Annotated in this window: 8 protein-coding genes; all 8 read right to left on the bottom strand. The window is 43.3% G+C overall.

Going from position 1 to position 6,583, the window contains the following annotated elements; all coding sequences use genetic code 11:
* Positions 1-60: 60 nt before the first annotated feature.
* The 8 genes from A142_RS14890 to nrfB all read right to left on the bottom strand — a co-directional run bounded on the left by A142_RS14890 (position 61) and on the right by nrfB (position 6,441).
* Positions 61-657, bottom strand: coding sequence for a GTP cyclohydrolase II (locus A142_RS14890; protein ID WP_029405453.1), 597 nt, complete (start codon positions 655-657; stop codon positions 61-63).
* A 249-nt stretch (positions 658-906) separates the two neighbouring features.
* Positions 907-1,083 carry a hypothetical protein gene (locus A142_RS25190; RefSeq protein ID WP_017063565.1) on the bottom strand — a complete coding sequence of 59 codons (177 nt, stop codon included), beginning with the start codon at positions 1,081-1,083 and terminating at the stop codon, positions 907-909.
* A gap of 89 nt (positions 1,084-1,172) precedes the next feature.
* Complete coding sequence (gene nrfF, locus A142_RS14885; RefSeq protein WP_019822333.1) at positions 1,173-1,613, bottom strand: heme lyase NrfEFG subunit NrfF; 441 nt, start codon at positions 1,611-1,613, stop codon at positions 1,173-1,175.
* Complete coding sequence (locus tag A142_RS14880) at positions 1,607-2,164, bottom strand: DsbE family thiol:disulfide interchange protein (protein WP_019822331.1); 558 nt, start codon at positions 2,162-2,164, stop codon at positions 1,607-1,609. The genes nrfF and A142_RS14880 overlap by 7 nt, the downstream gene beginning before the upstream one ends.
* A complete protein-coding gene (locus A142_RS14875; RefSeq protein WP_019822329.1) occupies positions 2,145-4,061 on the bottom strand; it encodes a heme lyase CcmF/NrfE family subunit in 1,917 nt (638 codons plus the stop codon). The genes A142_RS14880 and A142_RS14875 overlap by 20 nt, the downstream gene beginning before the upstream one ends.
* 128 nt (positions 4,062-4,189) lie before the next feature.
* Positions 4,190-5,164: a cytochrome c nitrite reductase subunit NrfD gene (nrfD, locus tag A142_RS14870; protein WP_019822327.1), complete on the bottom strand. Its 975-nt coding sequence runs from the start codon at positions 5,162-5,164 to the stop codon at positions 4,190-4,192.
* A gap of 2 nt (positions 5,165-5,166) precedes the next feature.
* A complete protein-coding gene (gene nrfC / locus A142_RS14865) occupies positions 5,167-5,853 on the bottom strand; it encodes a cytochrome c nitrite reductase Fe-S protein (RefSeq protein ID WP_019822325.1) in 687 nt (228 codons plus the stop codon).
* Between the two features lie 3 nt (positions 5,854-5,856).
* Entirely contained in the window at positions 5,857-6,441 is a 585-nt protein-coding gene (gene nrfB, locus A142_RS14860) for a cytochrome c nitrite reductase pentaheme subunit (protein ID WP_019822323.1), read from the bottom strand.
* Positions 6,442-6,583 lie beyond the last annotated feature (142 nt).

Below are 6,583 nucleotides of genomic sequence, written 5' to 3'. Positions count from 1 at the left end.
GCTTCATACGACCTCAGGTCGCACGAACATTTATGTGTTATGCGCAACAAAGGAGGCTAATCAGATATCCAGGTTATGCTTACCGTGTGAGACTTTGGCCTTCAAGTAGCTTTCGTTACCCGACTTAATGTGAGCAGAGGTGTTCACCACTTCAGCAATCTCAATACCAAACTCTTTAAGTTCATTGATTTTTTTAGGATTGTTGGTCACTAAGCGGATTTTTGTGGTACCTAAAGCGCGTAGCATTTCAGCAGCTTCAGTAAAATCGCGCAGGTCATCGCCAAAACCTAAGTGGTTGTTGGCTTCATAAGTGTTCATGCCTTCGCTTTGCAGACGGTACGCATCGATTTTGTTGTACAAACCAATACCACGACCTTCTTGACGAAGATAAAGGATCACGCCACCCGTCTCACCCATAATTCTAATGGTTTCGTCTAGCTGCTCACCACAGTCACAGCGAGAAGAATGGAAAACATCACCAGTAAGACACTCAGAGTGCATACGAACAAGAGGTATGTCTTGTGTCTTATCGGCTGATTTAAATATCACAGCAACATGCTCTTTATCTGTTTTCAACCCATGAAAAGACAGAAGTTCAGCATCAATACTGCTTGTTGCCCCTACTTTGAAATCTATTCTGGCACGTACTTCCGCCATAGCTATACTCACTTGAAAATTCGATGTATTTAACGACGCTACATGATATGTCTAGGCAATATTTTGTAGCTAACTATCTAATGATAGACACTATGAGGCTGTTAACAATTTTTTTCAAGGTCGACCTTGTACAAATTGTTATAATATAACAATTATTTTTCAAGTAAGAAAAAACCCCACATTGGGATGACCAACATGGGGTTATAAATTAAACAGTTGCGGCTAAAACTACACTTTTTTACAGAACGCTCAACTTACTTGAGTTTGCTTCCAGATGACAAGTTGAACCCAAGCGTTCTCTAATTCAGTTAACTCTTCTTGAGTAAGCGTAGAAATGCTCGATTTTGCACTGTATTTTTCTGCCCATTTGTCAGATCGGACATGAGTATGGAACTCTTTCTTTAAATTTGAGATTACGTTATCCACAGACACATCCTTATATAACAGTGCTTAGCCTTTATAATCCTTTAATGTTACAAAATACAGGTCAATTGGTAAACAGTAATACATAATTTTTATGAGCGCTTTCTAACACTTTTTAATGATAAATATATAAATAAGAGAAATAATAGGCTTGGAAGTAGCCAAAGTAATAAGTTTGAAACACTCATTGCCGGTTTATAGAGCACAAATTCACCGAACCTTTCTGTCATATATTGAGTAATTTCATTATTACTCTGACCTGCTTTCACCATATTGAATACAACGAGGCGCAAGTCTTTTGCTATCGGAGAGTTCGACTCAACCAGATTTTGGTTCTGGCATTGCGGACAACGTAGCGTTTTTGCCAATGTAATAGCGCGCTGCTGCTGTTCTGGGTTTTCAAACTCAAAGAGTTCAACTTGAATACTCGTATCCTTATTACTGGCTGTAAACAAGTCTTCCGCCAAAGTCGGAAAACTAACAAACATAAGCGTAGACAGCATAACGAGTGTTTGTATTAAAGACTTCACCATAGATTTACACCATCAAAATACATCGCAAGTTCTTCTTGCCATACAGATTCATTGACCACGCCCAGTAACTTCTTAATGATTTGGCCATCAGCGTCGACCAGATACGTTTCAGGGGTGCCAATTACGCCCAACTCTAACGCTAGCTTACCTTGAGGATCACTGATCACCGTTGAATACGGATTGCCATCGTTCGATAACACGTTAATCGCAGCCCCAGAGTTATCTCGATAATTAAGCCCAACGATGGGAATGCCTTTATCGTGAAGTTGAAGCAAAAATGAATGTTCGGTTTTACATATACCGCACCAAGAGGCCCACACATTAACCAGTTGATAAGGGTACTGCGTGACATCAGCGAGCGTAATTTTCTGCTGACTGCTGACGCCTTCACTATTCACTAACGCACTCGATGTAAATTCTGGAAATGCCCTTTGTTGTTCAGACACCATGGTCGATTGCTGCTTATTATCAAGCGCAAAGACAAACCCCAGCACCACAATCAATGCTAAGGCAATTAGACTAATTAGCTTGTTACGAACGCTGGTATGCATACTGTGACGCCTTAACGGTTTTCTTTTTACGATGAGTCAATGAGAGCAAAGCGCCGATAATGGAGAACAGCCCACCAAACCAGATCCAGCGCGCATACGCCTTATACTGAACACGAAATGCGTAAGCGGTGGAATCAACTTTCTCGCCCATGGTGATATAAACATCACCATGCCAGAACCATTTCATTGCGGGCTCACTCATGTTCATGACTCGAACTTGGTAATGTCTTCTTTCCGGCGCGATAGAAAAGCGCTGCTCGCCAGACTTTAGGCTGAGTATCGCTTTTTCTGCGGTAAAGTTTGAAGCGACATACAGCTCAGTATCACGATGAGAAAGCGTCCAATCCATGAATTCGACTTCTACGCCTGGGCTTAACTTATAGCTGCGCTCAAACGAGTGGTAGCTATTCATCGCAGCACCTACCGCTAACACTGAAACCCCAACATGGGCAAAGGTCATCACCCAGACTTTACGTTGGAACTTGGAACTGCGCGTTACTGCCAAGCCATAAACATGAGTGAGTAAAACCCAAAATGCGAGTGACCATGTCATTAGTGCCATCACTTGAATCTTCTCTACTTGCAAAACGTAACAGACAAACCCGAGGCAAATAGATGCTAGAGCGATCAACGTAACAACGCCTTTCGATGCTTGAGGCTTAATACTCTGCAATGGGGCAAGGCCGACGACAGCCAACGCGAGCAAAGCCAAAGGTGCAATCAAGAGATTAAAGTAAGGTGCACCGACCGAGATATTTCCTAGTCCAAGCAACTCAAAGACCATGGGATAAAACGTGCCGAACACCACGACAGCAGTCGCGAGAACAAAAATAAGCACCGCAACTAAGCTCAAAAAGCTTTTGCTGGCGAAGCTGGTAATCGGGCTTGATTCAAAAGACTCTCCTCTGACGATAAGCAGAGAAAATGAACTCACCAGTACCAGAACTAATATAAGAAGCAGTGCGATACCTTTGGTTGGGTCGACGGCAAAAGCGTGTACCGATGTGAGTACGCCAGAACGAACAATAAAGGTGCCTAAGATACTCAAACAAAACGTAATGAAAGCGAGACTGAGAGACCATTTCAGTAACTGTTGTTTGCCCTTAGCAACACCTAGGCTGTGCAGTAAAGCGGTCGAAGTAAGCCACGGCAACAAACTTGCATTTTCAACCGGATCCCAGAACCACCAGCCGCCCCAGCCCAATTCGTAATACGCCCACCAAGAACCAAGAATGATCCCCGCGGTTAAAAAGATCCAAGCGACTAAACACCAACTGCGACAATGGGCAACCCAATCAAACTCAATAGGATCAACCAGCAAAGCGGCGACAGCAAATGCCAACACCACAGAAAAGCCGACATAGCCAAGGTAAAGCAATGGGGGGTGAAAAATCAGACCGACATCTTGCAGCATCGGGTTAAGGTCGCGCCCTTCTAGCGGTAATGTCGCGTTCATTTCAAATGGGTTGGATGCGAATAAGGTGAACCAAGCAAATATCGCGAGCAGTAGGTTCATGACCCACAACACACGACTTTGGTATTCATTTGAATAGTGTTTTTGTAAGGCGATAACGCCAGACCAGACGCTGATCGTCAGTACCCAAAATAACAAGGAACCTTCATGACCTGCCCATACGGCTGCGAGCTTAAAAAATGAGGGTAATTGAGTATTTGAATGTTCAGCGACATAGAGAATAGAGAAGTCATCACTGACAAAGGCATAGCCAAGCAATGCGACAGAAGTGAGAGAAAACAGCGCATTTGAAAGAGAGAAACTGCGGATTAAACCTAGATTTTGCGTCCGTTTATTTAGCACTTGGTAAAACGAATGCACACCAATAATGCTGCTGAGTACAGCAACCAACACCAAACTAAACAGCCCCAAAGAACCGACCATATCACCTCAATAAGGCTCTACCTGAGCAGAGCCGATCTAAACACGCATCTCATGTTTATTAAGAACATGTTCATTAATAAGCAGATATTTAGTATCCAACATCTGCTCACTAATAAACTTGAGCGAAATTAAGCTATCGTTAACTGCCCTGCATAAAGGACAAAAGTTCGCAGCATTAATACACCCATTAGGCTTAGTGAAGTCACCGAGAAAATATACACCGAGCTATGGCGGATCGAGGTTGGTGTAACGGCATTCAGCAACAATGGTAGAACCATGCCAACACCGATAACGCCGTACCAGAACCAACTCGCCCAGAAACCACTGCCGATGGCGTTCCATACGGCTTGCTCACTTTGGCCACCAGCGAAGATAAGCCCAGTAAAGAAAGTAATCAGAACAAACAACTCAAACATCACTACCGGACGTTCGAACCCGTGGATCCATGAAATACTCGGGCTATGAGGTGATTCTTTAAAGACCAACACACCAAATAAAATACACGCCGCCGCTCCCGAAGATAAGCTCGAGAATAAGAACAAAATCGGCAGCACGGGGTTATTCAACAGTGGGAAGGTATTTAAAGCTGAAAGCAAGAATCCGGTATAAGCGGCAAGCATTAGAGCAAGAACAGCTAAGAATATTTCCAGAGCATTCTCAAACACTTCCAATTTGCCAATCCAGTTACCGACGAAATCGAGTCGCCCTTTTAACCATGTTTGGTCATTTAAAAATACGACGATTTGATCTCTAAATATAATGCCGATCCAAAGAAATAAGATCACCATATACACTTGGAATAAGATCACACCCATCGACATCACAGACGTTGGATTATAGAAGATCATGATCTTCCAAAAGGATAACGGTTTTGTCAGGTGGAAAACCAAGATCAGTAGGCCTGAAATGATCCCAAATGGCGCAAGAAAAGCGGTCGCCTTTAACACACCATTATGAGCAGGATCGCCTTCAATGACCTTACGTTTTAGGTAAATGGAGATCATTACGGCACCCGCCGACATCCCCGCGAGAAATAGATAGATAGCTATAATCCAGTCCCATACCACGGTACCAGACTGAAAAGCTGTGTCCCATGCACTCATAATCAGATCTCCCCTTTTTGGTGTGGCACTTTATAGAGTTTTGGTTGAGTACCAAGATAAGCTTTATCTCTGTAAACCACCTCAGATTTAAGCACCTGGTTTATCTCACTCTTAGGGTCATTTAGATCGCCAAATACTAGCGCATTGGTCGGGCAAGATTCGACACAAGCCGGCAACTTCCCTTGTGCAAGATTGGTATCACGACAGAAGTTACATTTATCTGCGGATTTGTTCTCTGGATGGAAAAAACGCACTTGATACGGACAAGCTAATAAGCAATAACCGCAACCGACACACTTCTCTTGATGAACATCGACAATGCCGGTTTTTTCATCTTTATAGGCTGCACTTGTCGGGCAAACCATCACGCAGGGTGCGTTATCACAATGTTGGCAAGAGTTACGAGTAAAACGGTAATCAACATTTGGATATTCGCCTTGAGGTTCGCTCTTAATAATCTCTAAGCGCGATACACCTTCAGGCACTTTGTTCACTTCACGACAAGCTTCTGTACAAGCGGTGCAACCAATACACACGGTCTCGTCATGAATCATTCCATAACGTTTAGCCCCATCCTCTTGAACATTGGCCAACGTTTTACGACTTGTCACAGCTGCGGTTCCCGCAACACCTGTGGTAAAAATAACGGCACCCGCGCCAGCTAAAAAGTTTCTTCTTGAGCAGCTCATAGATTACTCCCCTTCTTTCTTCTGGTTGAAGTCTGAATGGCAATCCACACACAGCTTGATGGTTTGCTTCTTATCTAAGCCCAACACCTTTGCTTCTGTCGCATGAACATCATGGCAGTTTGAACACGTTAAATTTTGTGCGTGAACGTCGTGGGTCCAGCTCGCTTCGCGCAGATCATCAGGCTTGTGACAATCTATACATTGGCTGTTGGCATCTAAAATTAAGCTAGGGTCTAGGTAAACTTTGTCGGTACCTGGTTGTGATTGAGCCTCACGATACTTCACCACTTTAGGCGCGCCTTCGCGGTGGTCGGGGCTAATAGAACTATGACAGTCAGTACAATTTACTTCACGGCCAAGCAAAGCGTGTGCACTTTCACCATGTGAACCCAATACCGTTTCTTTTGAATCTTTATGGCACTGAACACACTTGTAGTCTTTGTCACGGATTAATTCGACTTCATGTCTTGTTGATTCTCCTACTGGCGTAACAGCAGGCTCAGCAACAGCATGAATGGAATAACCATAGAGGCAGAATGCTAGAAGGGATTTAAGCATTATGACTATGGCCAATTTAATATTGCCCATTTTATCCTTTCCTTATACCGGCATTATTTAACTCTCAACTAAATAATATTCCGGTTAAACAAAAGTACCCTTAAACGATATTATTACCGTTTAAATGATATCAATTCTTATTTTGGATAAGCCACAACGCTTTCTATAGTTA

Origin of the sequence: Vibrio splendidus 12E03, assembly GCF_000272105.2 — a bacterium.
GTDB classification, from domain to species: Bacteria; Pseudomonadota; Gammaproteobacteria; order Enterobacterales; family Vibrionaceae; genus Vibrio; species Vibrio splendidus_I.
This window is presented reverse-complemented; position numbering and strand designations above follow the sequence as displayed.

What these genes read in the sequence shown, in the direction of transcription:
- nrfB (WP_019822323.1), bottom strand. Translation starts at nt 6,441, where the DNA reads ATGGGCAATATTAAATTGGCCATAGTCATAATGCTTAAATCCCTTCTA.
- nrfF (WP_019822333.1), bottom strand. Translation starts at nt 1,613, where the DNA reads ATGGTGAAGTCTTTAATACAAACACTCGTTATGCTGTCTACGCTTATG.
- nrfD (WP_019822327.1), bottom strand. Translation starts at nt 5,164, where the DNA reads ATGAGTGCATGGGACACAGCTTTTCAGTCTGGTACCGTGGTATGGGAC.
- nrfC (WP_019822325.1), bottom strand. Translation starts at nt 5,853, where the DNA reads ATGAGCTGCTCAAGAAGAAACTTTTTAGCTGGCGCGGGTGCCGTTATT.
- A142_RS14875 (WP_019822329.1), bottom strand. Translation starts at nt 4,061, where the DNA reads ATGGTCGGTTCTTTGGGGCTGTTTAGTTTGGTGTTGGTTGCTGTACTC.
- A142_RS14880 (WP_019822331.1), bottom strand. Translation starts at nt 2,164, where the DNA reads ATGCATACCAGCGTTCGTAACAAGCTAATTAGTCTAATTGCCTTAGCA.
- A142_RS14890 (WP_029405453.1), bottom strand. Translation starts at nt 657, where the DNA reads ATGGCGGAAGTACGTGCCAGAATAGATTTCAAAGTAGGGGCAACAAGC.